Below are 26,378 nucleotides of genomic sequence, written 5' to 3' on the forward strand. Positions count from 1 at the left end.
TTTATTTCTACTTTAATACTATTATCAACAAAAAATAACGTCTTAGTTGCAATTATATATTTAAACAATCTATTTTAATTAAAATAAGTGTTTTTTATTTCTCAGTCTATTGAGTATAAATATTTTAAATATGACCCAAAATCTAAGTAATGATATTAATATTTTATAAGTTATTTAATGATATAATATTTTATAAGTTATTTAATATTAAAAATACAGGAGGAATAATATGGATTTTAATAAAAATTTAGAAAAATATGCTGAGTTAGCAATTAAGGTCGGAGTTAACATACAACCAGGTCAAACTTTACTTATAAAATCACCAATTGAATGTGCTGATTTTGCAAGAAATGCACTAAAGGAAGCATATAAATGTGGTGCTAAAAATGTATATATAGAATGGTCTGATGAAGAAAGTACTCTTATTAAATATTTATATGCACCAGACGAAGCATTTCATGAGTTTCCAAAATGGACAGCAGATCAATATGTAGACATAGCTAAAGAAGGTGGAGCATTTTTATCAGTATATGCTCAAAACCCAGATTTATTAAAAGATGTTGACCCTGAGAAAGTTGCTAACTTTCAAAAAGCTTCTGGAAAGGCTTTAAAAGAGTGGCGTTCTTATACGCTAACAGATAAATGTAAATGGAGTATAGTTTCTGTACCAACAAAAGATTGGGCAAAAAAAGTATTTCCAAATTTATCAGAAAACGAAGCAGTAGATAAGTTATGGGATACCATATTTAAGTGTTCAAGAGTTGATGGACAAGACCCTATAAAAGCATGGAAAGAACATAATGAAAATCTAAAGTCTAAAATGGATTTTTTAAATGAAAGTAATTTCAAAACTTTAAAGTATAAATCTTCAAAAACTAATTTAACTTTGGATTTACCAAAAGGTCATATTTGGTTGAGCGGAGCATCTAAAGACCCTAATGGAGTAAGCTTTAATCCTAACATTCCAACTGAAGAGATTTTTGGAATGCCACACAAGTTTAAAGTCAATGGAACTGTTTACAGCACTAAACCTCTTGTTTATGGAGGAAATATAATTGATAATTTCTTTTTGACATTCAAAGATGGTAAAATAGTAGATTTCTCTGCTGAAAAGGGATTGGAAACATTAAAGAAACTTATTGAAACAGATGAAGGTTCTCATTATCTAGGAGAGGTTGCTCTTGTTCCATATAACTCTCCAATATCTGATACAAATATTATTTTTTATAATACTTTATATGATGAAAATGCTTCTTGCCACTTTGCAATTGGTTCTGCTTATAAGACTTGCTTAGATGGTGGAAATGATTTGAAAGATGAAGAATTGGATGAACATGGAGTAAATGATAGTCTAACACATGTTGACTTTATGGTTGGCTCTTCAGACATGGATATTGTCGGAGAAACTCATGATGGAAAACATATACAGATTTTCAAAAATGGCAATTGGGCTTTTTAACTTATTTTTATACTAAAAAGGGCTGACGGAAGTTATACCAGACTTCCCAGCCCTTTTTAATGTTGATGATAAATATTTTTTTATATTAATTAATCTCATTATTATAGATTAATTCCTATTATTTTGGATATAAGTTTCTAAAACTTATATCTATATTATATATAAAATATCCTGTTTAGTAAAACCTTTATTTTAATTTCCATGCTAAAAATTTAACTTTGCTATCTCAACAGCAGATTTTGCATCTTTTGAATAATAGTCAGCTCCCATTTCCTCAGCATATTCCTCTGTCAAAACTGCACCACCTACAAATACCTTTGCATTTATTTCATTATCTCTTAATGCTTGAATTGTATCTTTCATACTTTGAACAGTTGTAGTCATAAGTGCACTCAATCCCACTAACTTTATATTTCTTTTTTTAGCAACCTCTACTACTTCTTCAATTGGAACATCTTTTCCTAGGTCTATAACTTCATATCCATAATTCTCTAGCATTATTTTTACTATATTTTTTCCAATATCATGAATATCCCCTTTTACTGTAGCAACTATTATTTTTCCTTTAGATACATTGTCACTACTTCTACTTAGTAAGGTTTCTTTTATTGTATTTAGTGAAGTTTTTACTGTTTCTGCTGATTGAATCAGTTGTGGTAAAAAGATGTCTCCACTATCGTATTTCTTTCCTACTCTATCAAGAGCTGGAATTAAAATTTTATCTAATATATAATTTTCATCCTTCTCTTTTAAAAGATTCAATGTTACATTTTTGGCTTCTTCTTTTAATCCTCTTTCAACTAAAACATCTAGTGACAAATCTTTATTAGCTTTAACAGTGGAATCAGACTGTTTTGAATTATTTATATTGCTATATTGATTTATGTAATTTATACATCCTTTATCTGTATTATTTAAGATTCTAAAAGAATTAACAGCCTCCATCATGCTATATTCGTTTGGATTTATAATTGCTAAGTCAAGCCCAGCTCCTAAAGCTAGTGTTAAAAAAGAGGCATTAAGTGCTTTTCTATTTGGAAGTCCAAATGAAATATTTGAAACCCCTAGTATAGTTTTTACCCCTAATGTCTTAACCATTGTTATGGCCTTTATAGTTTCTATTGCTTCCTCTTGTTGAGCTGAAACAGTTAGTGATAAACAATCTATAAATATATCTTTTGGTTTTATTCCATAAGAAACTGCTCTATCAACTATTTTTTTTGCTATTTCAAATCTTTCCTCAGCTTTTTTTGGTATACCTTTTTCGTCTAATGCAAGACCAACCACACATGCACCATACTTTTTAACTATTGGTAATATACTTTCTAAAGACTCTTCTTTGCCGTTTACAGAGTTTACGATTGTTCTACCATTATAATATCTAAGACCTTGTTCTAAAGCCTCTACATCGGAAGAATCGACTTGTAATGGTGTGTCTACTACTGCTTGAATCTCTTTTATTAACTTTGGCATTAATTTCTTTTCATCTATTTCTGGCAAACCAACATTCACACCTAATATTTGTGCCCCAGCACTTACTTGTTCTAGCCCTAAATTTATTGCATAATCTAAATTTTCATTTTTTAAAGCTTCTTGTAAAGATTTTCTACCTGTTGGATTTAATCTTTCTCCGACAACTGTAGGCGATTCTACTTCCACAAATTTTGATGGCGAACAAACTACACACTTATCAATCTTTTCGGTACTTCCCTTTTTAACAGAACTTATATTTTCAGATATTTCTTTTATAAAGCTTGGATTTGTGCCACAACATCCGCCTATTATAGTTGCTCCAGCTTCAACAAATTTTTTGACTCCCTCAAAAAATTCCTTTGCATCAACATCATATATAGCTTCTCCATCAACTATATTTGGTAAACCTGCATTTGCTTGAACCATTACAGGTATTGAAGCTCTTGACACGATTTTTTTTACTATTGGTAAAAGTTGTTTAGGACCTAATGAACAGTTTACTCCTATTGCGTCAACCCCCAGCCCTTCTATTGTAGCAACCATACTTTCTGGCATACATCCAGTAAAACTTCTCCCACTCTCATCAAATGTCATAGTACAGAAAACAGGTAAATCAGAATTCTCCTTAGCCGCTAAAACAGCAGCTTTAGCTTCATATAAGTCCATCATAGTCTCTATTACTATTACATCAGCTCCAGATTTAACACCCTGTAATACTTGTCTTTTAAATATCTCATATGCTCTGTCAAAGCTTAAAGTTCCCATAGGCTCTAACATTTCTCCTATAGGACCAATATCTAGTGCTACATATCTAGGTTTAGTGTTATCTACATTTTCTATAGCTTTTCTAGCCACTAAAATGGCATTGTCGATAACTTTTTCTACTGTATATTCACTATCTAATTTTAATTCATTACACCCAAAAGTATTTGTAAGAATTACATTTGAGCCTGCCTCTAAATATGATGTATGTATCTCTATAAGTTTTTCTGGATTTTGAAGACCAAATACTTCTGGATTTTCACCTATTTTTAACCCCTTTTGTTGAAGCATTGTTCCCATTGCACCATCAAATATTAATATATTATCCTTTAGATATTGTCTTATTTCCACAAGAATTCGCTCCTTTTCTATATGTACAATTTCTGTAGTTTTTACAATTTTCACACGATTTTTCTTTCTTTGATTTATCTATTTTTAAATTAGAAATGCCTATAATAGCTACTACTGATTTTCTTGGTATCATAATCCCATTTGATGTAATTGTGAGTCCTATTTGTTTTTGAGCATTTAAAACATTTAATATATCTATATTTTTCTCTATTGGTAAGTCCCCATATCCTGGGCTATATCGCATAGTTATAAATTTGTTTTGTTCTAAAAAAACCTTTTCTATGTTGTTTTGAACAATATCACATACTTCTTCTATTGCTGTTGTTCCACATGAATCAATTATTAGTCCTTTTGTTAAATCTGAGTAAGAGTATCTTTTTATTTCCTTTTCTACTTCTATTCCCAAAGTCGCTGCCATAATTACACATTCATCACAGTTTTTTAGAAGTTCATATATATCCTTACTCTTTAAAGTTAAATTTGTTCCCTCTAGTTCTACAATCTTATCTTTATTTATTTTGATAGGATAAATCCTAGATATATATCTAGGATTTATCTTGTTTTTGGCTGTTTCTATACATTCATCAATAGTTTCTTTAAGTTCTTTATCTATTTCTTGTCCTTTATATTGTAAATACCTTAAAACTTCACTTTGATTTATGCTTATACTTTCTCTTTCAATTAAATTATTCTCCATATATATTAAGAGAAAATCCTTTATCTAAAACATCTTTTGCATATTCTTTTGCTCCAAATAAAGATAAGTCTCTATAATTTCCACATTCTAAAGCTGTAGCAGCTGGCATTTTATCAGATTCAATTACTTTCTTTAATGCCTTTTCTAAACCATCTTTAACTGTCTTAGCATCTACATCTCCCCATAATATTAAATAAAATCCTGTTCTGCATCCCATTGGAGATAAGTCTATCACACCATCTAATGTCTCTCTTAAATAAGTTGCTAGTAAATGTTCTAAACCATGCATAGCAGCAGTTCCAAAGCTTTCTACATTTGGTTGTAAAAATCTCAAGTCAAATTTACTTATTTTATCTCCTTTAACTCCATCAAGTACACTGCACTTTCTCACAAAAGGAGCTTTAACTTTTGTATGGTCTAATTTAAAACTTTCTACTTTTTCCATTTTTGAATCCTCCATTATCACTTAAAAATTTGTTACTTTAAATCTATAAAAAAACTCTCCCTATCCACTATTGATAAGAAGAGTATATTATTTCCAATCATCTCATCGTTGTTAGCAGGACCACCTAATAAAAGGTTGGTATAGGTTCACTGAGCTAACTCTCTCCCCTAATTCTTGATAAGTATCTTATTAAACTGACTTAAATTATATATTACTTTTTTATTTTTGTAAACACTTTATGCTATAAATATTTGTGCATCTAAATCATACTTTTATCTTATTGCACAGTTTCTTGTATTATTGGTAGCTGTACCTCAAATACAGTTTGATGTATATTACTTGAAACAGTAATTTCCCCACCATGTAAATTCACAATATTTTTTGTAATTGCAAGACCTAATCCAGAACCTCCATCATTGCTATTTCTTGATTTTTCAACTCTATAGAATCTATCAAATATATTTGGTAAATCTAATACTGGAATGGGTTCTCCATAATTTATAACTTTTGCAATCGCCATATTTCCTTTTTTGGCAGTTACTATATCTACATAAATTCCTTCTTTTCCATATTTCATAGCATTGGTTATAAGATTTTCAAAAGCTCTCACCAATTTATTTGGGTCAGCATTTATAATTAATTTTTCTTCATTGAAGTTAACTCTACTAACCATAAATTCTTTTTTAAAATAAAATCCAAGTTGAGATACTATTTGACTTAATAGTTCTACCAAGTTTATATCTATTTTTTTTAATCTTATTGTATTATTTTGCATTTTTGTAAGTTCAAATAAATCATTTATAAGTATATTTAAACTTTTTGATTTCTCATATGCAATATTAACATAATACATCAACTGAACTTCATCTTTATACTTACCATCTTCTATCAATCCCAGATAACCCATTATTGAGGTTAAAGGAGTTCTTAAGTCATGCGAAACATTTGTTATTAAATCCGTTTTAGTCTGTTGAGCTTGTCTTTCTTCAACAGTTATATTTCTAAGTTGATAAACTATACTATTGATTTTATTTGCAAGTTCATCAATCTCATCAATTTTTTTATCACTTAATCCATTTGACTCATACTCAATATCTATACTTTTTTCTAAATCGCCTTCCTCCATTGAGTTTACAGCGTCCATGATAATTTCTAGTTTTTTATTTTTGTTATCAGTATCTTTTAGAAAATTTACAAGTTTTTTATTTCTCTTGTATGACATTAATGAATAAATTGATAATGATGCTGTCAGAAATAAAACAGAATATAATGTACTGTCTCCTATAACAGCTCTAATGTCTCTTAAACTACGCATAAGGTAATTAATCGTAGATAAAGTAGTTCTAATATATAATATCTTTATTATATATACACTTGTTAACATAATCATTAGGGTTATAATACAACTTATTATAAAGTCTACTATAGGGCGAAACATATAATTTAATACACTCTTATTTTTCAATTTTATATCCTACCCCCCATACAGTATGAATTATTTTTTCTCCATCTGTATACTTTTCAATTTTATCTCTTATCCTACTCATATGAACCATTACAGTATTGTTAGATTGGTAGTATTGTTCTTTCCACACTTTTTCAAATATCTCTTCTGTACTATATACTCTACCTCTATTATTTGCTAGTAAATACAAGATATCAAATTCTCTTGATGTCAAAAATATATCCTTGCCAGCTACTGTTACACTATGTTTTTCCTTATCTATTAACACCACTCCTACTTCTATGACATCTTTATTTTCTTTGTCAGTACCACTAAAATAATACGCTCTTCTAAGTAATGCTTTTACTCTCACAGTAAGTTCAAGTGGATTAAATGGCTTTGTTAGATAGTCATCTGCACCCGTCATTATTCCTTGTATCTTGTCCATATCCTCTGATTTTGCACTCAGCATAAGTATTGGTATATTTAAACTTTCTCTAACTTTTCTACAAACTGCTATCCCATCCATCTTTGGCATCATTATATCCAATACCATCAGATGAATATTTTCTTTTTTTAAAATATCTAAAGCTTCTTGTCCATCTTTAGCTTTAATTACATTATATCCATCATTTAAAAGATATATCTCTACAAGGTCTCTTATTTCCTTTTCATCATCCACAACAAGAATTGTATCTTTCACTTTTTCACGTCCTAACTTACTTTAATATAGTTCTTACTCATCTAAAATTATACTATACTTAAAGTAGTCTAATCTATCAAATTTATTTATATTACATTTAGTAATATTATACAATTTATGTTATGTTGTTTTATTATTTGCTTTGTAAATATTCTTCCAAAGTTAACCCTTTTGAATAAATTTCCTCAGCGACATCCTTACCCACATATCTAATGTGCCATGGCTCATATGCTGTACCTGTTATATCTTCTTTACCTTTAGGATATCTTATTATAAATCCAAATTTATGAGCATTTTCTGCCAACCATATGGCTTCTTTTGTGCTTCCAACAAACCATCTTTCTGGATTTGTCAAGTCAATACACAGTCCAGATTGATGTTCACTATGTCCAGGTTTTGCTACATATGCATCGGCTTTTTCCTGACCTTGAGAATTTACTCTTCTTGTATAAGTATCTTGTTGAGTATCATAAGACCGATATGCTGAAGACCCTAAAAACTGTATTCCTTCTTCATTAGCTTGTCTAACTAAGTCTTCTACTGCTTTTGCAGGTTCTCCTGCCATTTGTTTTTCCTCTTCAGTAGCTTCTGGAACAAACTCTATATTTACTTTAGTAATATCTTTTGGCATATAATCTTTACTAAGTTCATTTGTCTTGTTTACCAATAATATATTATCTGCTATACTATTTGAGTGATTTTTTTTCTGAGAATTTGCTTCAACATCTTCTGATGAAGCAAATTGAGCAGTTCCAGTCAGTTCTTCATCTTTCAGAATTTTATCTTTAACTATAAACATACTTATAAATACTAATACTATAATGGCTAACATCAATTTTAATTTTTTCATGGTTAAATCGTCTCCTTTGTTATGTTTGTTAATGTTAATTTTAGAGTATAAGTTTTAAGTATTTTATAAGTAAACCTTAAGTTATTCTTAAGTTTATATTTTCAAATAAAGGATGGTGCTAAAAATGTCTATGCAAAAACTTCTTAGTAAAGCCCGTAAGGCTATACAAGACTTTGATATGATACAAGAAAATGATAAAATTGCAGTTGGTCTTTCTGGTGGAAAAGATAGTTTGACATTACTTCATATGCTTAAAAATTATCAACGATTTTCTCCACAAAAGTTTGAATTAATAGCTGTAACACTAAATACTGGCGGAATTGATAACTCCCCATTAAATAAGTTATGCGAGGAAATAAATGTACCTTTTTATGAATTTCAAACTAATATAAAAGAAATCGTATTTGATATAAGAAAAGAAAAAAATCCTTGTGCATTATGTGCTAATTTAAGAAGAGGTGCTTTAAATGACAACTCAAAGAAACTTGGGTGCAACAAAGTAGCTCTAGGACACCATAAGGATGATGCTATTGAGACATTTTTAATGTCTATGTTTTATGAAGGAAGAGTTAATTGTTTTTCACCAAAGACATATTTAGATAGACAAGATTTAACTGTTATAAGACCTATGATTTACATAGAAGAATATATGACTAAGAAGATTTCAAAGGAGTGTAACTATCCTATCATAGCAAATCCATGTCCTGCAAATGGCCATACTAGGAGAGAATACATAAAAAATCTTATTGCTAATTTAAATAAAGAAATGCCAGATTTTAAAAGGAATGTATTTGGAGCTTTAAATAATTCAGAAAAACTTTTTATATGGGATAAAGAAAAGATAAAAAATATTTATTTAAAATAATTTAAATATAACATTAAATCGCTTTCATACATTGTATAAAAATTAATATCTTTATATAAAGAAATGCAAGATTGTATTAATTATAAATACTCTCTATTTATAATTGACACAATCTTGCTATATTATAATCTTTTATATTTTTATTATTTTTTATATCTATATTTTAATAGTTATTAATATTATTATCGATTCTAATAAATGTATTAACTATAACTTAAACTTTTTATATTCTTAACTCAATTTATTCTTAAAATTTCTATCCCTCTATATTTCATAAAAACAATATTCTATACTAGATTAGAATATTAAATTCGACTATCTCTGGTACATTAAAAAATCTAAACGGCAACTTTGTACTTCCAAGACCAGAACTCACATATAGATGATTTCCTTTTATATCATAAAATCCTTTAGTGTATTTCCTTCCATATGGAGGAGTGACTAAAGCTCCCTTGAAAGGCAATCTTATTTGACCGCCATGACTATGTCCAGATAAAACTAAATTCATGGTATCTTTACTGAGCATATCTACCAAATCTGGTTCATGTGCTAGCAATAAATTAAAACTATTATAATCAGTTTTACTTTCCAAATCTTGTATATTTGGGTTACCATTTAATATCTCATCAGCTCCAAGTATATTAATATACTTATTGTCTTCAAGTTTTATTTTCTTATTTTCATTAACTAAAAGATGAAAGTTAGAATTTTTCATAATTTGTCTATAATACCTAGGAAGTTCATACATATAATCATGATTACCAAATACTGAAAATTTTCCTAACCTTGCATTCATACTAGATAAAATCTTTGTAATTTCATCTATATCTGGATTTTTATTAGAATAATCAATTAAATCTCCAGTAAATACTAATATATCTGGATTTAAGGCATTCACCTTATTAGCTACTTTTTTGAGTTTATTAGTTGAATAAAAACTGCCTATTTGAGTATCTGAAATCTGAACTACTTTTATAGTCTCGTTCTCATTTTTTACTATATTTTCTTTAATCATGTTTCCATCTTCATTTATATTATATGTTTTCACAATTAATAGACTCGGTTCTATTGCAACTGAGTATATAAAAATTAAAACAAATATCAATATAAAAAATTTTAAAAAACGTTTTGTCTTTAATTTCAAAGTATCTACCTACTTATTTATTATATTAAACTATTTGAATTACAGACTCAACTTTGTCCATTTTTCTATCGTGTAATTTTGGCTTATTAGCTAAAAACCATTTATATGTTCTTGTAAGACCTTCTTTTAATAAAATATTTGGTATATAAAGACCATGTTCAATAAGCTTATTTATATCTAGATTAAAGTCTATATTCCTAAATGGGAAGTAAGTTCTCTCTCTAAACTCAACTTTTTCCATGTCTACATATTTTATAATAGGTTCCTTCCCAATAACTTCTCCACATGTATATATAAGTTCATCCCAAGATATTAACTGTGGATTTGTTACATTATACGCTTCTCTTACATGAGAATTTTTCATTACACTTTCTAGCACTTTTACTAAATCCCCAATATATATAAATTGATTGCTTACTTGTTTTCCTTTAGGTACTGGTATTTTTTCGTTTTTTTCTATTTTTTCAAAGAAATAATATTCTCTATACAAATTATTATTTTCCCCATATATATAAGTTGGCCTAATAATTATATATGGTATAGAGCTATTTATAACAAAATCTTCTGTTTCTTTTTTGTTAAGTCCATATTTACCCCAATTTTCATTTTCACCTTTTTCATTATCTTCTTTTACATTTCTTCCACTATCTTTGTATACGGCTCCTGCTGACAATACTATGTATTTTTTTAAATTATCTAAGTTTACAAAATCAATAAGATTACCAACATCCTCTTTTGTATATGCTGTCATATCATATATGTAATCATACTGTCTTCCATTGATAATGTTTTCCATATCTTTGCGTACTTTTCTATCGCAAATTAAGTGCTCTCTAAAACCTTTATAATCTATTTCCTTTTTACCATTCGTAAGTATATCTATTTGATACCCACATTTAATTAAACGCTTAGCAAGTGCAGAACCTATAAAGTCGCTTCCACCCATGATTAAAATAGATTTCATTTCAAGTGCATCCTCCTCTTTTTTAAATGGCTTCCTTAATTATAATATCATATTTTTAAATATGCTACACCATTTTGTATTGTTTTTGTCTATAAAAGATATTTATAGCAAAATATCTTTTATAGATTTAACACTTTCGACAATATAAGTAGGATTACTTTTACTAATCTCATCAAAAGAGCCATATCCATACAATACACCTATAGAATCTACACCTATTTTATTAGCTCCAATTATATCGTATTTTCTATCGCCAATCATAATGACCTTATCTTTATCTGTTACATCACACAAATCTAACACATATTCTATAACTTCATTTTTATTTACTCTTGTACCATCAAGATTACTGCCTGCGATATATTTAAAATATCTATCTATACCAAAATATTTAAGTATGGTTTCTGCAAAAACTGTTGGTTTAGAAGTAGCCAATAATAATGTTTTTCCATTTTCATAAAGTATTTTTAAAGTCTCTTTTATATCTTTATAAATTTTATTTTCAAATATTCCTCTGTCAGAAAAGTATTCTCTATACTTTTCAACAGCTTCTGTTGCCTTTTCATCTTCAAATTTATAATAGTCTTTAAAAGTAGCATGTAGGGGTGGCCCTATAAATTGTTCTAAGTTATCCAATTCTTCTTCTATCCCAAAACTACTTAAAGAATATTGAATAGACTTTGTTATTCCTTCTTTAGGGTCTGTAAGTGTTCCATCCAGGTCAAATAACACTATTTCATAATTTTTTTTCATATTTAAATCCTCCACTTTTTATAAAAATAATACTTTATCTTTTGAGTTTATCTATTTTAAAAAGCTATAGTAATAGAATCTTAATCTAATACTATAGCTTAAATAATAATCAAATCTTATATGTTGTCTTTAAACTAAATTTAAACAGTTTTATTTAACTGTTATAGCTGAAACTGGACATCCTTCTTCTGCTTCTTTACATAAATCCTGTAATTCTGCTGGTATTTCTCCTTCAATTGCAACTGAATGACCTTCATCACTCATACTAAAAACGTCTGGACATGTTCCTATACACGCTCCACAAGCTACACATACATCCTTATCAACAAATGCTTTCATACTAAAATACCTCCCCTAAAATTATAATTATTGTTCCTTACATATTTATCCAATATATACTAATTTAAACATATTTTTCCTTTTTTATCAATATGACTTAATTTATTACAGTCCCATCATACCAATGTCTATAAACTTCACTACTTTTCATCCATGATTTTATAGTATATTGTAAGCTCAATTTTTTATTTAGCATTAGTTCATTATTATTATAATCTGTTATAATTTCTTTACTATCATCTATTGTAAATATTGTAAAATCGCCTTCTCCACCAACTTTTATCCTACCTTGACTTCCTTGCAAATTAAAAACTTTTGTTGGATATTCAGTTACTTTTTCTATACATTTTTCTAGAGGTATACCAAGTTCCATAATTTTATTTACAACATTTAAAAGAGAATAATGTATATCTTTCATATTTTTTATATGCATATCTGTACTTATTAAATCTGGCTCTAATCCTTGATTTACTGCTTTTTTAAAGACTTCAAAGTCAAACTGTTCTAACCCATGACATACATCAAATAATACACCTCTATCTTTTGCATTTAATACAGATTCTCTCAAGCCACCAGATTCATTAAATATTCCATTTGTGCTATTTCCATATACAGGTGTAACTATATCTCCCTTTCCTAAAATATTCATTACTTCATCTATATATGATGGATACTCCCCTATATATACCACTAATGGTAAATTTAATTTTTCTGCAATTTGTTTTGACTTTTTAATTATATCTATACCATCTGTACTAGATTGAAATTTACTTGCTTTTACTTTTATACCCTTTATCTTTTCCATATTTTTTTCTACAATGGACTCAATGTTATCAAAATTTATAACATCTAAAGATGTTGATTCATTCAATATATTTAATCCCTCATTAGTTACATTTAAAAATGAATATACTTCAGTCTTACATTCATCCATATATTTTTTCTTAAAATCGTAGTAATTTACAGGACCTGCTGTACCTGCATCAAATATAACTGTTGAACCTTTTTCAATTCCAATTGAATCAGAATCCATACCTGTAGGTAATTTTCTCTTATAACAATGGGTATGAACATCTATAAATCCAGGAGAAATATACATGTTATTAGCATTTATTATCTCAAACTCTTTGTTTATGAGTATTTTTTCTTTTCTTATCATTTCTTTAAGATTTAATCCAATATCATATATCTTTCCATGTAAAACTAAGATATCTCTTTTTTCAAATTTGATACCATCCTTTGGAGATATTATTGTCCCATTCCTTATAAGTAAGTTTTTCATTTATTCCACATCCTAATTACAGTATAATTTCTCTAATAGTTTTTTCTTACATAAAGAAAATAAGTCTAAAAATAAAAATATTCTAGACTTATTCATTATATTATACTATATTAATTATATTAAATTAAATAAAAACTTGGACTTACTTTAAAAAACAATTTAGTATTTGTTGTTCTGCTTCTTCTTCTGTAAGGCCTAATGTCATCATCTTTAAAATTTGGTCTCCTGCAATCTTTCCAATTGCTGCTTCATGTACTAAAAGAGCATCTGGATGATTTGCAGCAATTTCAGGTATCGCACTAATTTGAGAATTGCCCATAATTATTGAGTCACATTGAACATGTGCAGAACAAAGAGAATCCCCAATAACACAAGGATTAAACTTTTGTTTAGAGTTATCTTGACCAACTGTACGAGAAATTACTTGAGCAGAAGAATTTTCACCTTCCAATATAACCTTCATATTAGATTCTGCAACTTGATTTCCATGAGTTAACAACTTTTCAAATACAACTATCTTTGCTCCTTTACCTAAAGTAGCATCCATTTCTCTTTTAGTTGAATCAACACCTTTAATCTGAATTGTTTCCATTTCACAATATGAATCTTCGCCCATATTAACAATCGTAACTGGATTTAAAATTCTTTTTCCTTCTCCATCACCTTCGCCATAATGTTTTTCCACATATTTTAGACGAGCTCCTTTATGTAAGAAGAATCTATGTATTCCATTGTGTTCACTGTCATCATTACCACAATTATGTATACCACAACCAGCAATTATAACAACATCCGCATTTTCTCCAATTTCAAAATCATTATAAACCATGTCTTGTACACCAGCTTCTGTTACTATTACTGGTATATGAACATTTTCTCCTTTAGTATTTGGTTTTACTATAATATCAATTCCAGGTTTATCAGTCTTTGGAGCTATAGTTACATTTTCAGTTGAATGTCTTTCTATACCTTGTCCATTTTTACGTATATTGTATGCTCCTAATGGAGTTCCGCGAAGTTCAGCAACTTTTTCTAAAAGATTTAAGTCTATTTTGTTCATTTAATTTGCCTTCCTTTCTAATTAATTCATATCTTTCATTAATTCACAATTTGAATTAACTTGGCACATGATTTCAGGTAATATAGCATCTTTTGTTCCATGGCTTTTTACTGAACCATCTTGTAAAACAATTATTTCATCAGCTAACTCTAATATTCTTTCTTGGTGAGAAATTATGATTATAGTTTGGTCAGATTCCCCATGAATTTTCTTAAAACTTTCATTAAGCTTTCCAAAACTCCAAAGGTCTATACCTGCTTCAGGTTCGTCAAATATAGAAACCTTTAAATCTCTAGCAAAAAGAGTTGCTATCTCGATTCTTTTCATTTCCCCTCCAGAAAGAGAGTTATCAACTTCACGATTTAAATAATCTTTTGAACACAATCCAACATCTGTAAGATATTGACAACACACATCAGTAGACAATGGTTTTCCATGAGCAAGAGTAAGCAGGTTTTCAACTGTCATCCCTTTTATTCTTGGTGGTTGTTGAAATGCGTATCCTATTCCTTTTTTTGCTCTTTCTGTGATACTAAGATTAGTTATATCTTCTCCATCTAAAAGTATTTGACCACTAGTGGCTTTTTCAATTCCCATAATAAGCTTAGCAATTGTGGATTTTCCTCCACCATTTGGACCTGTGATAACAATAAGTTTGCCTTTTTCAAATGAAAGGCTAACATCATTTATTATTCCTAGCTCCTCATTGTTAGACTCGACATTAAAGGAAAGATTTTTTATTTCAAGCATAATACCCCTCTTTTCTATAAAATATTACATTTATATCCATTCTTTTATTATATCAGTACTTTTTATATCTCAGCAACTCTAAGGGATAAAATATATATTAAATATAAAACAAATTTATTAAAAAATAAAAAAGATGAGTTTTTCTAACTCATCTTTAAAAATCAGTATTATTTAATTATATATGTATCTAAAAATTAACCTTCTATATACTCTAGTATTATTTTTTGATTATCTTTTAACATAATTTCTTCTTTTTTAGATTCAATCCCATTCTTTTTTATTTTTACTTCAGCTACAAAAGCGTCATTACCCTCAACCATTTCTAATAATTCATACGCTTTTTTACGTCCTATTTTAGTTGCTATATCTTTTAGCACTGCCATTTTCTTAAACATTTCATCACCTCTACTCAAATTTTACAATTGATTTTTAACTATATAATTATAGTTTAATACTAAATTATAATTATTATTGTCTCTAATTATATCAGATATTGAGTAAATTTAACACTTTGCAAAATTATTTATCCTCTCTGACTAAGTAAGAATTTCCATCTTGGTCTTTAAAAGAAAACATTCTTCCATAAGGCATCTCCATTAATTCTCCTACTTCAACTTTATTCTTTGCCATCTGTTCATAAGTTCCATTAATATCTCTTGTACTTAAAATTATTGATGGATGCGATAAACTTACATCTTGATTTTGCTTCATCATCAAATTTTTATCATACAATACAAATGTTGTAAATTCATTTTTACTTGGTGCTACTTCCACCCATTTCATATTTGGACCCATTTCTTTTTCATAAGTTACCACAAAGTTTAATTTTTCTGTCCAAAACAATTTTGCATCCTCTTGATTATTTACATAGAGAGTTATTTTTCCTATTTTATTTATCATAAAAATACCCACCTTTATTATTAAATAAATATCTAATATTTTTTATATTTAATAATATACCCATATATATTATTTTCTATAGATATATACTTATAATATTTATCGCCAAATTATGTAATTCTATACAATATATAATTTATAGTATCCATATAATTATAGCCTTAATTTACATATTTTAATTTTTCTATATATCATACTTATAATTATGATATTCTCTAAATAAAAAATCACTTTTAAATAGAATTTACTATCTAAAAGTGATTTTTTATATTCTATGCAACTTTATGTTTTAGCCACTTCGTTCCTCTTAATCTCAAACAATATAAGGTTCCTCTAACAAGCCAATCTGTATACATACCTATCCAAATTCCTAGCACTCCAAATTCTAATACAACCCCTAATACGTAGCCTGTAAAAATCCTAAAAATCCACATTCCTATTACAGCTGTCATCATTGTATATCTAGTATCTCCAGCTCCTTTTAGACCTGCGGATAGTACAAAGGATATAGGCCATATTACCATAGCTAAACAATCACTTCGAATTAATTGTGTTGATACATCAATTACATTAGAGTTTTGAGTATACATGCTTGAAATCCATGGTGCAATTGGTATAAATATAGCACCTACTGCAAATAAACAAACTGTTGCAAATTTAGTTAGATATAACAAAGTGCTCTTAGCCCCTTTGATGTCTCCCCGTCCTATATATTGCCCCACCAAAGTCGTAGCAGACAGGGCTAATGCATTTCCAATTACATTTATAATAGATGCAATTGACATTCCTATTGCGTTTGATGCAATTGCTGATGTTCCCATAGTAACTATAAATACTTGAACAATCAATTTACCTGCATTAAAAAGTAATTGTTCAACCCCTGCTGGTATACCTATATTAAATATAGATTTTTGAGTTTCAACATCAATCTTAAATGGAAATATTTTACCTATAGATATAAATTCATTTCCTTTAAATAAAGCTCTTATAATAACTATACATCCAATTATTCTAGCTATGGCAATAGACATAGCTGCTCCTGTTATGCCATAAGAAGGTGTCTGTAAATTTATCCCTAAAGTATTTAAATCAACACCATATATAAGTATATATCCTAATGTTACATTTACTATATTCATAAACATAGTCACATACATAGGTTTCTTTACATCTCCACAACCCCTTAGAATACCATTTGCTATCTGCTGTGTTGCAATAAATGGATAGGTGAATAATGTAAACTCTATGTACAGTTTTGCATTTGATTTTACCAATTCTTCTGCTGAACCATAAAACAAATTGATTACACCTGTTCTAAAAATCCACATTAATATTGTTATTGTAAGTGATAATATTACACCAGATATTAATGCTTGCTTGATAGTTTCATTTACTTTTTCAGTATCTCTTTTTCCTATTTGTTGAGCTACAACAACAGTAGCACCAACAGATAGCGCAGCAAATACAGATATAAATATATTATTGATTGAATCAACCATTCCAACTGCAGATACAGCCTCTTCCCCAATATGACCTGCCATCATTGTATTAAATACCCCTAGAAGCATAACAAATGTCTGCTCTATCATTATAGGAATCGCTAATTTTATAACATTCTTCCTTATAAACATCCCTTTTCCTCTTTTCCCTCTTTATATAAATTTAATTTTTAATTATTTTATCGAACTATGAATTGATACCATAAGGTTTAGAATTGTATTTTTAACGTTATAATATGCTGTGTTCAAATAATATAAATCTTGTTTAATATCATTTGAACACAGTATATCTTTATAATTATCTTATGTTTATTATTTTTTATGGATACTAGATTTAAAATATTTATGAGTTAAATTAACCGATTAATATAGCTGGATATCAAATGCAATCACTGTATTTCGATAATATTGTACCACTATTATATAACAATAACAATAAACATATTTTTTATTAGCTTCATAAAATTTTTTGTAATGGACATGGTCATTTAAGTCACATCTACTAAAAACAAATTTATAAAATCTTATAATATATCTGTAACAAAATCACATCAATTTAAATATTGTATCTTATAGACTCTTTTTAGGATGTGATAATTTGGTTAATTTGAATGCTAATAATTTAAATGTAAATATGGTTTACCCTATTTCTGCCACAGCACCTATACGTTTCAGAAGATATACTGTTTCATACTTAGAAAACATGGAAAATATTTATTTAACTATAGCAACATACTTTGATACACTTGGTTTAGGTACAGTAAGTATTGACAAAGTTTATGGTCAATGGGCTTGGTTCATTGATAATATATATGACTTAAATCTATTTGTTTTTGTAGGAAACTATCCTTATCAAATTGCTAGAAATAGATATGATACCTTTGTTGATATTTTACCAGTAGCTATTACTTCTATTGTCAATGGAGATAGAATATTTTTAACTTCAAATCCTTGTTTGTTAAACTCAAAGATTACAGTTAGATTTATATCTAGCCATCCTACTCTTAATAGAACAGTTGATTATGGCAATATTAGAGATTTTATTTTTTAACAGTACAACATGATGTGCTCTTTAAAACAATGTAACCCTTTAGATAATAATATTAATTTAACATAACGACCTTAGCTAGTACATCATGTTTAACTGTTACAAATTTATAATAACTTTTCTTATTAAATAGTATTTAAGTTTTTGGGTAGTTAATATATTTTACTTACCTATTTTTTCTGTTCTATATCCTATTTCTTTATTAGCTAATCTATAACCGTTGCATAATACTTATAATTTAATATAAAAACATATTAAAACTCATAAAATTATTTTTCTTCCCTATTCAACGTGTATGCTTTTGACAAATACTCTACTCACAAGTTCTAGTACACTCCAAGGGCGTAAATTCGGGTACAACGTACCCTACATATCAGCATTGTCTTTTAAGTGATTCTATGCTAATTTTTCATAGTTGGCTAAATTTATACTTGCATTTAAATCTCTATCAATTTCAAGTCCACACTCACATTTATAAATTCTATCACTCAATTTTAAGTTCTTTTTGATAGAACCACATTGACTGCATTTTTTACTTGAAGGGTAAAATCTATCTACTTTTACAAACTCAATTCCATTAAATTTACATTTATATTCCATTTGTCTTGTAAATTCAAAGAAACCTTGGTTTGCAACTGCTTTTGATAGGTAGATATTTTTCATCATTCCACCAACATTCAAGTCTTCCATTACTATTTTGCAAGGATATTTTTTAATGATACTGTTTGTGGTCTGATGCAAATGATTATTACGTATATTTGTAAGTTTTCTATGAATAAGTTTTATCTCTTTTTCAAGTTTTAAGATATTTTTGGTTTTCAAATACTTATTACCTTGCTTATTCATATCATATTTTCTTGAAACCTTACGTTGCAATCTTTTTAACCTCTTTTCAGTTTTTCTGACTTTGTGAGTTTTGTTGATATTTTTAAATACAGAGTTATCTGAACATATTGCAAGATTTTTAAGTCCTAAATCTACCCCAATCACTAAATCTTTATTTAAGCCGACTTGATTTTCGTCTACTTCAATTCCTATAGATATGTACCAATACTTACCATCATAGCTTATTCTAGGATTTGTAAATTTAGTGTTTATTGGAAGTTGCTCACTTGTTTTAACTTTACCTATTTTAGCAAGTTGGATTATATTATTATCTTCTATCTTTAATTTACAAACATCATTGTAAAAAGATAATTTAGACTTTCTTTTACTTTTAAATTTTGGAAATCCTTTGTTTCCTTTTTGAAAAAAATTCTTAAAAGCTAGGTTCATATCTTTAACTGCTTGCTTAGGTATATCATTAGATACTTCACTTAAAAATTTTAATTTAGTTTTCTTTCTTTTAGTTATATGTTTTCTTAATCTCTGTTCTGATATAGTTTTTTTGAACATCTTATAATATCTGATTCTAAGACCTAAAGAATAATTATAACTAAATCTTGCTATGTTAGAACACTTAAAAAACATTTCTTCTTGTTCTTTAGTTGGGAGTAATCTAACTTTCTTCGCTTTTATCATTTTCTGCTAACTCCTTAATAATTCTTCTAGTTTTCTTTGCTCGTTTACCTTGTAACCTACAACTAAATACAGTAATTATCTGCACTAAATCTTCAACTAACTCTTCTTCATCTATTTTATTAGTACTATCTATAATTTCAATCTTAGTATTGTTATAGTTACAAATGTTTTCAAACAATTCAAATCCAAGTCTTAAAAGTCTATCTTTGTAAAGAATCACAACTTTTTCAACTTTATTAGACTGTATCATCTTTAGAAGTTTTTTAAGTCCTTTTTTATCATAATTTATCCCATTCCCAATATCTGTGATTATTTCAAATTGGTATCCTTTTGCTATCATATACATTCTCACATTTTCAATTTGCCTTGTTAAATCATCCTTTTGCTTATGAGAACTTACTCTACAATAACCAATCACTTTTCTATCTGATACTTCTACTGGATTTATTCCTAAATAATCATTAAGTTGTTCTTGAGAATAAAATCTTTTTCCATAATCTGATGTATGATGTGGCTTAAAAGTCCCTTTTTTATCCCAATTTCTAAGTGTTTGTTCAGTAACTCTAATTTTTTTAGCAAATTCACTTATTGAATAATATTTCATACTTCACACCTCCAATATGTTTATTATATCAAGGGTACAAAACATCAACAATATTATATTTATATGTTTTTATATGTTTTTATATTTAATATTATAAGTATTATGCTATTTACCATAGAACGCTACTTCTATGACACTATTTCGCTCACACTAATAGTCACTTCCTTTCAGAACGTGCGTAGACTATTTCTTCACCTTCACCATTACGTGTTAAGGGCGACCCGCTTCCAACTCCAATCACTTGAGTTGTACTCTCTTTCGAGATAGTCGTTTGACCTTCCTATTTCTAGGCTTGGCGACCAAACATCCATTGTATTAATACTTAGGCTCTCGCCATATATCATCCTAACTGTTGTTTCAGAATTTCTTCACATTCATAAGAGTTTGATTATCTCTTATTGTAGTCGTTAGGCTTTAGGAGTTACTGGTTTTCAAGTCGTGTCCTACGTATATTTCTACACGTACGAGGCTACAGTTTTACTTATAAAATATTGTAATATTTTATAAGTATTTACAAGTTTTTATAAACTGTTTCGTTACCTTCTTTTATCATCTCTTCTCTTGTTAATGCATTTCCTAACAAATTATCAATACTAAGTTGTTTTCTATCACTAAAATACTTATCTAACAATGACTCTTCTATATCTTCTTGAGATGCTAAATGTCCTTCATGCATTATATATTTTACATCGAAACCTTCTTTATTTAATATTTTTCCTAATAAAATACTTCTATGACATCTTATAGGCTCTTGCATTGCACCTAATAAAACTATTTTATAACCCATTTGACATCCCTTTTTTAATCTCTCTATTCCTTTTAAAAATATATCTTCCTTTATTACCTCTTCAAAATCTGCATAACCTTCTTGTGTATATACATCTTTATTAGTTCTTTTTGCCCCAAATTCCTTACCCATGTATATATATACAAATCCAGCCTTTCTTAGTGATTCATTGAATGTTTCTCTATTATACTGAATATTATATTTAGAATATGGAGTTTCTCTAATGTCAACTATACAATTTATATTATATTTTTTTATCATATTAATAAGCTTATCAAATGGATAATTTGAATGTCCTATTGCAAATATTTCCATACAATCACCTACTATTCTTAGAATTACTATTTTATACAATTGATACTCTATCTTACATATAAGCCTTATACACTGCAAATATACTTAACTATATCTATACTTCCATTTAACCCCCTATATACATTGCTAAATAATCCATTTATTTCTAATCCTATTTCCAAATCCAACATATATATAGAGAGAGAAACTCTTTCTCTTAGTGCCAACTTCATAAGAGCATCAATTATATAATAATTATACCCTATTTCTTCAAAATCAAATAAGGTATCACTTAATTGTTCTAGATATGTCCTCTCCTTTTTACTTAGTGCTATTTTTATATGTTTTTTATTTTCACTTACAAAATATTCACTTGCAATTATTATTTCTTTATTGTAACTCATTATAATTAATAGTGCCCTTAAAAACTTATTTTCTTGTATAAAATACTTATCTTTTACTTTATCTAAATCCCAAAATACATCAAGGATACTATGTGGAGACTCTATATCCATCATTTTAGGAAAACTATCTATTTTAAAATACCTTTCATTTAGTATTATCTTGTCAGTTCTATCTAAATCTATATATGATAAAAATAAGGTCTATCTTTTTATTTAGACAGACCTTACTTAATTACTTATATATTATTTTAATTTATTATAAAATATGTTTCACAGGTATCTGGATTTCTGTTAACCATTCTTCTTCATTTTCTTTATTCCATATACCATCTATATAAGATTCCCTAAAATGCCCTATTACTTCATATTTATTATCTTGTATCCATTTAAATGCATCTGCATAAGTTTTTCCTAATGTTGAATATGGCCCATTATGCAATATACAAACTGCATTTTCAACTTCGTCTATTTCTTTAAATTTTAATAAATCCGTGTCTTCTTTTAGGTCATTTATCGCTTGACACATCTCAACATCCATATCTGTTTCTCTATATTCACCATCATGATATATATTGAAACAATAGTCTGGAACCATACATGTGCATCCTGATTTCATCATTTCTCCAGCCATTACGTTTGGAAACAAATTGAAAAGCTCATCATAATTCTTTAATACTTTTCTCATAGAAGCAATTTTAACTTTTGGTAGGGACTTAATAATTACATTATTCATATCGACTTCTCCTTTTAAGTTTTTAAGGTAATTACGTAGTTTAATAAGCTTATATTCTTCATTCCTCATTACATCTAATATATCTTTTTCTTTGTTTATTAAAATCTTTTCCACCTCTTCAGGCTTTTCTATTATTTCTTTTATTTCAACTAGTGATAGGCCCATTTGTTTTAAGGTGATTATTTGATGCAATTTTGGTAATTGTTCTGTTGTATAGTATCTGTATTTTGTAAATTCGTCTACGTATTCTGGTTCTAACAGCCCTATATCTTCATAATACCTTAGTGTCTTTGTAGTTATTTTATTTATTTTAGAAAACATTCCTATAGAAAACATCTCATCACCTGCGCATTAGATTTGATTAATTTAAGTTTAAACCTTACCCTTAGGTTAAAGTCAATATTAAATAAATTATAATTATATTAATTCTTCAATTCTGTCTCCACTTAATACTAAAGTATCCCCTCTTTTTATAACAGTTGACCCTTTAGGTACTAAAACCTGCTCTTTTCGTTTTATCATAACTATTAATATGTCCTCTGGTATATTAGAATCCATTATACTCTTGTCAGCCCACTTACTATCATCGTCTATATTTACTTCTATAAGTTTAGAACTAATTTCACCATCATAGTCATTAAATGTTTTTAATACAGGTGTATTATCATCAACCAAGTCTAACTTCCTTGCTACAGTTGGTATCAACGTACCTTGTAGTCCTACTGAAAGTAACGCTATGAAAAATATTATATGAAATATATCATTCTCTATGACTACTCCTTGAGTAACTGCATAAATTGCAAAAACTACTGACGCAGCACCTCTAAGACCTACCCATGATATAAACAATTTTTCTTTGTTTGAAAATTTAAATTTTGCTAGAGTTATAAATGTGGCTAATGGTCTTGCAATAATTATCATAAATATAGATATGGCTATTGCTATACCAAATACACTTGGTAGTTTTGAAGGGAAGGATAACAATCCTAACATAAAGAATAACATTATTTGCATAATCCATGAAATTCCATCAAAGAAATGAACTAGACTCCTTTTATGAGGTATCTTACTATTACCTATAATAATACCTGAAATATATACACTTAAATATCCATTTCCTCCAACATACTCACTAAGTGCATAAGAAAGTAACGCAATAGCTGTAATAAATATAGTATAAAATCCTTCTATTTCAAAATTTGAATTTCTCAAAATATAAACAGATAATTTTGCCAATATAAATCCTATTGCCAATCCAAAAGTTATTTGTTTTATTACCATTGGAATAATAAGTTCTACTCCAGAATTATTCATCAATGTCAAAATAATTAATGTTAACATATATGCTATTGGGTCATTACTTCCACTTTCAACTTCTAATAATGAAGCAAGAGAACCTTTTAAGTTTAGTTTTTGAGAACGTAATACAGCAAATACAGATGCAGCATCTGTTGAAGCTGCAATTGCTCCAATTAACAAACCTTCAAATAAACTAGTTCCTATTACCATGTAACAAAAGATACCTGTAACACCTGCTGTAATTATTACGCCTAATGAAGACATCAGTATAGAAGGTACTGCAACTGGTTTAGCCATGTTCCAGTTTGTTCCAAATCCTCCAAAAAACATTATAAATATCAATCCAATAGAACATAATTGCTTTGTTAACTCATAGTTATCAAAATAGATTCCTACCATTCCATCAGACCCAAATAACATGCCCAATAAGATAAAAATCAATAATATTGGTACTCCAAATTTATATAATACCTTGCTTGAGGTTATACAAATCAATAGCACTAATCCACTTATAATCATCAATTCTGTCATAGCATCATCTCCATTTCATATAAATTTTACAGATTAAATTATATCTGTAATTATACTGCTTCTTTAAGTATAAATATGATATAAGTTATATTGTACAAAGTGTAATTAAAATTTAACAATCTATTAAAAATTGAGTATTGTACTCAATTTTATATATTTACTTTAATTATATTCATTTAATCTTTATAGTTTGAATTTTATTTAATTAATATTTCATTTTTCAGTCGATTATTTAGTGTATTTCATATTTTTATAGTAAATTTACAGGTAACTATGAAATACATAATATTTAGATAAGTAATAAGAAACTAGCATGTAGTATTAGATACACTAGATATGAAATCTTCAAAATTTTATCATTGAAATATTTCTTTATATATATTATTGTATATTTCTTACAAATCATTGTCAATTTATTTTTCTCAAAAATAGAATAATTGCATAATCTTTTTTAGATTATGCAATTTATAGATTTAATCCCAAAACTCCCTTATTACCTCTATAATTTCACTATATGGTAATAATGTAGCCTCCACTATTGACTTGTTTGTTTTTTCTAAATAATACTTAATCATATAGTAACCACAGGCATACCCTGCGCAATAAGGTAGTCCTACTGGAAAATATCCTTGCATTTTAGCTATATCATCACCATAAAGATATGATATTATATTTTGAAATCCAGTTTCCTTTAAGCCACTTTTAATTATTGGCTTTATATAGGTATTCAGTGTTTCAAGGTCAGTCTTACTAACCCAAGGTCCTACCATATCATCTCCAAACATCCATGTTGCAAAGTTTTCTGCAAGACCTTCATTTATCATCATTTCTTCCAAAGTTATGTCATTGCTCCATTTTATAAATTGAAATCGAATATTGTGATTACATTCATGCGCTAGTGCTACTGGTAACCTATTAATAGTGTACTCATTTGGAACTATTGATAAAAATATATATCCTGGAATTCCACCATCACCAAAATATCCATCACTTAATATTGTATAAGGGCTTTCTGGATTTGCTAATAATATTGAAAATTTATACTCCTCAGTATTCAATTTATATCCCTCTTTTATAAAAGACTTTAGGGAATTTTCAATAGTTTCTTTACACCTGTTCCAAAGCTTGTCATTAGATAAAATATTTATGCTATTTATTTGATTTTCATTAATATCTCTTGGAGATAAAACCCCCATCATATCACTTGCCATAATTACATCATATCCACCTTCTTGTTTTGCAGTGATTGGAACGTTTATACACTTCCATTTAAACTCAAAAGGTTTCATCAATTCATATCTGTATATATCCTCTTTCTTATTTATAGGTGCATTAATTATTTTTTTATATATTTTATCTGAGCGTACCTCTATAATATTCATTTTTATCATCTCCTTTAAAATAAAGTATATAGAAT

The 26,378-nt window shown here is 28.0% G+C and carries 26 protein-coding genes; 3 read left to right on the top strand and 23 right to left on the bottom strand.

All coding sequences use genetic code 11. The features are described from left to right. Nucleotides 1-229 precede the first annotated feature (229 nt). Nucleotides 230-1,459, top strand: a complete 1,230-nt coding sequence (locus KGF41_RS15870) for an aminopeptidase (protein ID WP_227828643.1) — start codon at nt 230-232, stop codon at nt 1,457-1,459. 204 nt (nt 1,460-1,663) lie between these two features. On the opposite strand, the gene KGF41_RS15875 is transcribed toward KGF41_RS15870, so the two are convergent. The 6 genes from KGF41_RS15875 to KGF41_RS15900 form a co-directional block, all read right to left on the bottom strand. Beyond that, on the bottom strand, nt 1,664-4,045 hold the full coding sequence (locus tag KGF41_RS15875; protein WP_227828642.1) for a homocysteine S-methyltransferase family protein: 2,382 nt from the start codon (nt 4,043-4,045) through the stop codon (nt 1,664-1,666). Beyond that, nucleotides 4,017-4,742, bottom strand: a complete 726-nt coding sequence (locus KGF41_RS15880) for a vitamin B12 dependent-methionine synthase activation domain-containing protein (RefSeq protein ID WP_227828641.1) — start codon at nt 4,740-4,742, stop codon at nt 4,017-4,019. The genes KGF41_RS15875 and KGF41_RS15880 overlap by 29 nt, the downstream gene beginning before the upstream one ends. Beyond that, the gene (locus tag KGF41_RS15885; protein ID WP_227828640.1) at nt 4,732-5,187 is read right to left on the bottom strand and encodes an S-ribosylhomocysteine lyase; all 456 of its coding nucleotides are present in this window, start codon (nt 5,185-5,187) and stop codon (nt 4,732-4,734) included. Before KGF41_RS15885 ends, KGF41_RS15880 begins: the two co-directional genes overlap by 11 nt. A gap of 277 nt (nt 5,188-5,464) precedes the next feature. Continuing rightward, complete coding sequence (locus KGF41_RS15890) at nt 5,465-6,502, bottom strand: sensor histidine kinase (protein WP_413841178.1); 1,038 nt, start codon at nt 6,500-6,502, stop codon at nt 5,465-5,467. 139 nt (nt 6,503-6,641) lie between these two features. Then, entirely contained in the window at nt 6,642-7,334 is a 693-nt protein-coding gene (locus KGF41_RS15895) for a response regulator transcription factor (protein ID WP_227828638.1), read from the bottom strand. Nucleotides 7,335-7,467: 133 nt separating this feature from the next. Next, nucleotides 7,468-8,184 (bottom strand): M15 family metallopeptidase, encoded by a 717-nt coding sequence (locus tag KGF41_RS15900; RefSeq protein WP_227828637.1) that lies wholly within the window; start codon nt 8,182-8,184, stop codon nt 7,468-7,470. Nucleotides 8,185-8,308: 124 nt separating this feature from the next. Here KGF41_RS15900 and KGF41_RS15905 point away from each other — a divergent pair, with 124 nt between their 5' ends. Next, entirely contained in the window at nt 8,309-9,049 is a 741-nt protein-coding gene (locus KGF41_RS15905; RefSeq protein ID WP_227828636.1) for a tRNA 2-thiocytidine biosynthesis TtcA family protein, read from the top strand. A 292-nt stretch (nt 9,050-9,341) separates the two neighbouring features. Here the strand turns inward: KGF41_RS15905 and KGF41_RS15910 are convergent, their stop codons facing one another. The 10 genes from KGF41_RS15910 to KGF41_RS15955 form a co-directional block, all read right to left on the bottom strand. Further along, the gene (locus KGF41_RS15910; RefSeq protein ID WP_227828635.1) at nt 9,342-10,097 is read right to left on the bottom strand and encodes a metallophosphoesterase; all 756 of its coding nucleotides are present in this window, start codon (nt 10,095-10,097) and stop codon (nt 9,342-9,344) included. Nucleotides 10,098-10,218: 121 nt separating this feature from the next. Beyond that, nucleotides 10,219-11,157, bottom strand: a complete 939-nt coding sequence (locus KGF41_RS15915; protein WP_227828634.1) for an SDR family oxidoreductase — start codon at nt 11,155-11,157, stop codon at nt 10,219-10,221. A 102-nt stretch (nt 11,158-11,259) separates the two neighbouring features. Further along, nucleotides 11,260-11,910, bottom strand: coding sequence for an HAD family hydrolase (locus KGF41_RS15920; RefSeq protein ID WP_227828633.1), 651 nt, complete (start codon nt 11,908-11,910; stop codon nt 11,260-11,262). A 150-nt stretch (nt 11,911-12,060) separates the two neighbouring features. Next, on the bottom strand, nt 12,061-12,249 hold the full coding sequence (locus tag KGF41_RS15925; protein ID WP_227436432.1) for a ferredoxin: 189 nt from the start codon (nt 12,247-12,249) through the stop codon (nt 12,061-12,063). Nucleotides 12,250-12,346: 97 nt separating this feature from the next. After that, on the bottom strand, nt 12,347-13,531 hold the full coding sequence (locus tag KGF41_RS15930) for an amidohydrolase family protein (protein WP_227828632.1): 1,185 nt from the start codon (nt 13,529-13,531) through the stop codon (nt 12,347-12,349). 142 nt (nt 13,532-13,673) lie between these two features. Continuing rightward, the gene (locus KGF41_RS15935) at nt 13,674-14,591 is read right to left on the bottom strand and encodes a SufB/SufD family protein (protein ID WP_227436436.1); all 918 of its coding nucleotides are present in this window, start codon (nt 14,589-14,591) and stop codon (nt 13,674-13,676) included. Between the two features lie 21 nt (nt 14,592-14,612). Continuing rightward, the gene (locus KGF41_RS15940) at nt 14,613-15,341 is read right to left on the bottom strand and encodes an ABC transporter ATP-binding protein (protein ID WP_227825061.1); all 729 of its coding nucleotides are present in this window, start codon (nt 15,339-15,341) and stop codon (nt 14,613-14,615) included. A gap of 194 nt (nt 15,342-15,535) precedes the next feature. After that, on the bottom strand, nt 15,536-15,736 hold the full coding sequence (locus KGF41_RS15945; protein WP_003420681.1) for a hypothetical protein: 201 nt from the start codon (nt 15,734-15,736) through the stop codon (nt 15,536-15,538). A gap of 124 nt (nt 15,737-15,860) precedes the next feature. Then, on the bottom strand, nt 15,861-16,241 hold the full coding sequence (locus KGF41_RS15950) for a VOC family protein (RefSeq protein WP_227828631.1): 381 nt from the start codon (nt 16,239-16,241) through the stop codon (nt 15,861-15,863). 272 nt (nt 16,242-16,513) lie between these two features. Continuing rightward, nucleotides 16,514-17,872: an MATE family efflux transporter gene (locus KGF41_RS15955; RefSeq protein ID WP_227828630.1), complete on the bottom strand. Its 1,359-nt coding sequence runs from the start codon at nt 17,870-17,872 to the stop codon at nt 16,514-16,516. Nucleotides 17,873-18,338: 466 nt separating this feature from the next. Between KGF41_RS15955 and KGF41_RS15960 the strand changes: the two genes are divergently transcribed. Next, nucleotides 18,339-18,791: a staygreen family protein gene (locus KGF41_RS15960; protein WP_227828629.1), complete on the top strand. Its 453-nt coding sequence runs from the start codon at nt 18,339-18,341 to the stop codon at nt 18,789-18,791. 393 nt (nt 18,792-19,184) lie between these two features. On the opposite strand, the gene KGF41_RS15965 is transcribed toward KGF41_RS15960, so the two are convergent. The 7 genes from KGF41_RS15965 to KGF41_RS15995 all read right to left on the bottom strand — a co-directional run bounded on the left by KGF41_RS15965 (nt 19,185) and on the right by KGF41_RS15995 (nt 26,343). Then, nucleotides 19,185-20,309: an RNA-guided endonuclease InsQ/TnpB family protein gene (locus KGF41_RS15965; protein WP_227850643.1), complete on the bottom strand. Its 1,125-nt coding sequence runs from the start codon at nt 20,307-20,309 to the stop codon at nt 19,185-19,187. Beyond that, a complete protein-coding gene (locus KGF41_RS15970) occupies nt 20,287-20,913 on the bottom strand; it encodes an IS607 family transposase (RefSeq protein WP_227828627.1) in 627 nt (208 codons plus the stop codon). The genes KGF41_RS15965 and KGF41_RS15970 overlap by 23 nt, the downstream gene beginning before the upstream one ends. Before the next feature lie 511 nt (nt 20,914-21,424). Then, nucleotides 21,425-22,015: a DUF488 family protein gene (locus KGF41_RS15975; protein ID WP_227850648.1), complete on the bottom strand. Its 591-nt coding sequence runs from the start codon at nt 22,013-22,015 to the stop codon at nt 21,425-21,427. A gap of 65 nt (nt 22,016-22,080) precedes the next feature. After that, nucleotides 22,081-22,512 carry a hypothetical protein gene (locus tag KGF41_RS15980; protein WP_227850642.1) on the bottom strand — a complete coding sequence of 144 codons (432 nt, stop codon included), beginning with the start codon at nt 22,510-22,512 and terminating at the stop codon, nt 22,081-22,083. A 142-nt stretch (nt 22,513-22,654) separates the two neighbouring features. Continuing rightward, on the bottom strand, nt 22,655-23,452 hold the full coding sequence (locus KGF41_RS15985; RefSeq protein ID WP_227828625.1) for a MerR family transcriptional regulator: 798 nt from the start codon (nt 23,450-23,452) through the stop codon (nt 22,655-22,657). Between the two features lie 96 nt (nt 23,453-23,548). Beyond that, nucleotides 23,549-24,961 (bottom strand): potassium/proton antiporter, encoded by a 1,413-nt coding sequence (locus tag KGF41_RS15990; RefSeq protein WP_227828624.1) that lies wholly within the window; start codon nt 24,959-24,961, stop codon nt 23,549-23,551. Nucleotides 24,962-25,434: 473 nt separating this feature from the next. Continuing rightward, a complete protein-coding gene (locus tag KGF41_RS15995; protein WP_227842926.1) occupies nt 25,435-26,343 on the bottom strand; it encodes a DUF2268 domain-containing protein in 909 nt (302 codons plus the stop codon). Nucleotides 26,344-26,378 lie beyond the last annotated feature (35 nt).

It is taken from the genome of Clostridioides sp. ZZV14-6150, assembly GCF_020657875.1.
In the GTDB taxonomy this organism is placed as follows: Bacteria; Bacillota; Clostridia; order Peptostreptococcales; family Peptostreptococcaceae; genus Clostridioides.

Coding starts and splice junctions, on each gene's coding strand:
- KGF41_RS15870 (WP_227828643.1), top strand. CDS start 230: ATGGATTTTAATAAAAATTTAGAAAAATATGCTGAGTTAGCAATTAAG.
- KGF41_RS15880 (WP_227828641.1), bottom strand. CDS start 4,742: ATGGAGAATAATTTAATTGAAAGAGAAAGTATAAGCATAAATCAAAGT.
- KGF41_RS15885 (WP_227828640.1), bottom strand. CDS start 5,187: ATGGAAAAAGTAGAAAGTTTTAAATTAGACCATACAAAAGTTAAAGCT.
- KGF41_RS15890 (WP_413841178.1), bottom strand. CDS start 6,502: ATGCGTAGTTTAAGAGACATTAGAGCTGTTATAGGAGACAGTACATTA.
- KGF41_RS15900 (WP_227828637.1), bottom strand. CDS start 8,184: ATGAAAAAATTAAAATTGATGTTAGCCATTATAGTATTAGTATTTATA.
- KGF41_RS15905 (WP_227828636.1), top strand. CDS start 8,309: ATGTCTATGCAAAAACTTCTTAGTAAAGCCCGTAAGGCTATACAAGAC.
- KGF41_RS15915 (WP_227828634.1), bottom strand. CDS start 11,157: ATGAAATCTATTTTAATCATGGGTGGAAGCGACTTTATAGGTTCTGCA.
- KGF41_RS15920 (WP_227828633.1), bottom strand. CDS start 11,910: ATGAAAAAAAATTATGAAATAGTGTTATTTGACCTGGATGGAACACTT.
- KGF41_RS15925 (WP_227436432.1), bottom strand. CDS start 12,249: ATGAAAGCATTTGTTGATAAGGATGTATGTGTAGCTTGTGGAGCGTGT.
- KGF41_RS15930 (WP_227828632.1), bottom strand. CDS start 13,531: ATGAAAAACTTACTTATAAGGAATGGGACAATAATATCTCCAAAGGAT.
- KGF41_RS15935 (WP_227436436.1), bottom strand. CDS start 14,591: ATGAACAAAATAGACTTAAATCTTTTAGAAAAAGTTGCTGAACTTCGC.
- KGF41_RS15940 (WP_227825061.1), bottom strand. CDS start 15,341: ATGCTTGAAATAAAAAATCTTTCCTTTAATGTCGAGTCTAACAATGAG.
- KGF41_RS15945 (WP_003420681.1), bottom strand. CDS start 15,736: ATGTTTAAGAAAATGGCAGTGCTAAAAGATATAGCAACTAAAATAGGA.
- KGF41_RS15950 (WP_227828631.1), bottom strand. CDS start 16,241: ATGATAAATAAAATAGGAAAAATAACTCTCTATGTAAATAATCAAGAG.
- KGF41_RS15955 (WP_227828630.1), bottom strand. CDS start 17,872: ATGTTTATAAGGAAGAATGTTATAAAATTAGCGATTCCTATAATGATA.
- KGF41_RS15965 (WP_227850643.1), bottom strand. CDS start 20,309: ATGATAAAAGCGAAGAAAGTTAGATTACTCCCAACTAAAGAACAAGAA.
- KGF41_RS15970 (WP_227828627.1), bottom strand. CDS start 20,913: ATGAAATATTATTCAATAAGTGAATTTGCTAAAAAAATTAGAGTTACT.
- KGF41_RS15975 (WP_227850648.1), bottom strand. CDS start 22,015: ATGGAAATATTTGCAATAGGACATTCAAATTATCCATTTGATAAGCTT.
- KGF41_RS15980 (WP_227850642.1), bottom strand. CDS start 22,512: ATGATGGATATAGAGTCTCCACATAGTATCCTTGATGTATTTTGGGAT.
- KGF41_RS15985 (WP_227828625.1), bottom strand. CDS start 23,452: ATGTTTTCTAAAATAAATAAAATAACTACAAAGACACTAAGGTATTAT.
- KGF41_RS15990 (WP_227828624.1), bottom strand. CDS start 24,961: ATGACAGAATTGATGATTATAAGTGGATTAGTGCTATTGATTTGTATA.
- KGF41_RS15995 (WP_227842926.1), bottom strand. CDS start 26,343: ATGAATATTATAGAGGTACGCTCAGATAAAATATATAAAAAAATAATT.